Genomic DNA, 1,288 nt, shown 5'->3' on the forward strand with positions numbered 1-1,288 from the left:
AATATGATTATCAAGGGGATTTATTAAATATGAACACGGTTTCTCGTAAGAAGATGTACAAATCAGGCAAGCAGTGGGTAGCGTTGGCGACGGTAGCAACGGTTGCTGGCGTGGCCATCACAGCAAATGACAAGGCGTCAGCTGACGTTTGGCAAGCGAATGGTGTCCAACAAGTAACCAATCAGTTGGCACAAGCGGGTGGTTTGGCAAATTACAACGTGCAGTATGGGGATACTGTTTGGGCATTAGCTTTAGCGAATGGTGAGAACTTGGATACGTTTGTTAACCAATTCGGTATTGCAAATCCGGATGTGTTGTTTGCAAATGAAAGTTTTATGGCGCAAACGACTACTGGTGCGACTGTACAACCGCAAGGTGTTACAGAGCAAACCGCAACGACTGAGCAAGATGCTGTTGCGACCAGCACTGCGACACCAACGTCAGAGGCAGTCGTAGCGAGTCAGGTTGCTGATTCAGTTGCTGCCAGTCAAGTAGCGGCCTCTGAAGCAGCGAGTGAAGCAGCTTCAATTGCTGCTAGTCAGGCGGCAGCAGCGTCATACGCAGCTAGCGTAGCACAGTCACAAGCTGACGCTGCATCAATGGCGGCCGCGGAGTCACAAGCGACGGCCGCTTCTGAAGCTGCTGCGCAACAAACGGCATCGGCTGCACTTGCAGCTGCTTCTTCAGCCGCCGTAGCCGCTCAGGTGGCGGCTGAGCAAGCATCATCACAACAAGCTGCAGCTAGTACCGTCCAAGCACAAGTAACGGCTGAGTCACAAGTTCAGACTGAGGCGACGGTAGCCACGGTTGGCAGCGCGGATATGTCGACATTTAATGCCTTGAATGCGTTGCGTCAGTCACAGGGGTTGGCGCCATTGACGTTTGATAACGATTTGGCAGCGCGTGCACAGGCACGGGCCCAACAAATGGCTAACTTGGGTGGTGTTGCGAGTGATCACTACAGCACCGCTGGTGAAGTCGTAGCGATTGATTATGCCCCGGGTACGTCGGTTGTAAACGCTTGGTTTAATGAGACGAACATGATGCCGGTTGGTACAACTGGTCACCGTGATTGGGAAATGAATGCGGGCTACTCACGTGTTGGGATTGCGATTGTTGGCAATGTCATCGTTGGTGAAGCAAATTAATGATAATTAAAAAGCATCTGGTGTTTGCAAATACCAGATGCTTTTCTTTTTGTGTGCGATTATGCCCAGTCACCATTGCGGAAGACGGGGATGACTTGACCGTCATACGTGATACCGTCGATATCCATATCGGCTGATCC

Annotated in this window: 2 protein-coding genes; one reads left to right on the forward strand and one right to left on the reverse strand. The window is 51.1% G+C overall.

Annotated elements, in window-relative coordinates; all coding sequences use genetic code 11:
* The coding region (locus WEIDD23_RS00330; protein WP_207644191.1) for a CAP domain-containing protein at nucleotides 1-1,148 on the forward strand (1,148 nt) is incomplete at its 5' end.
* A 59-nt stretch (nucleotides 1,149-1,207) separates the two neighbouring features.
* Here WEIDD23_RS00330 and WEIDD23_RS14135 read toward each other — a convergent pair.
* On the reverse strand, nucleotides 1,208-1,288 hold an 81-nt coding region (locus tag WEIDD23_RS14135), incomplete at its 5' end, for an aminopeptidase (RefSeq protein WP_242865405.1).

Origin of the sequence: Weissella sp. DD23 (assembly GCF_001579105.1) — a bacterium.
In the GTDB taxonomy this organism is placed as follows: domain Bacteria; phylum Bacillota; class Bacilli; order Lactobacillales; family Lactobacillaceae; genus Weissella; species Weissella cibaria.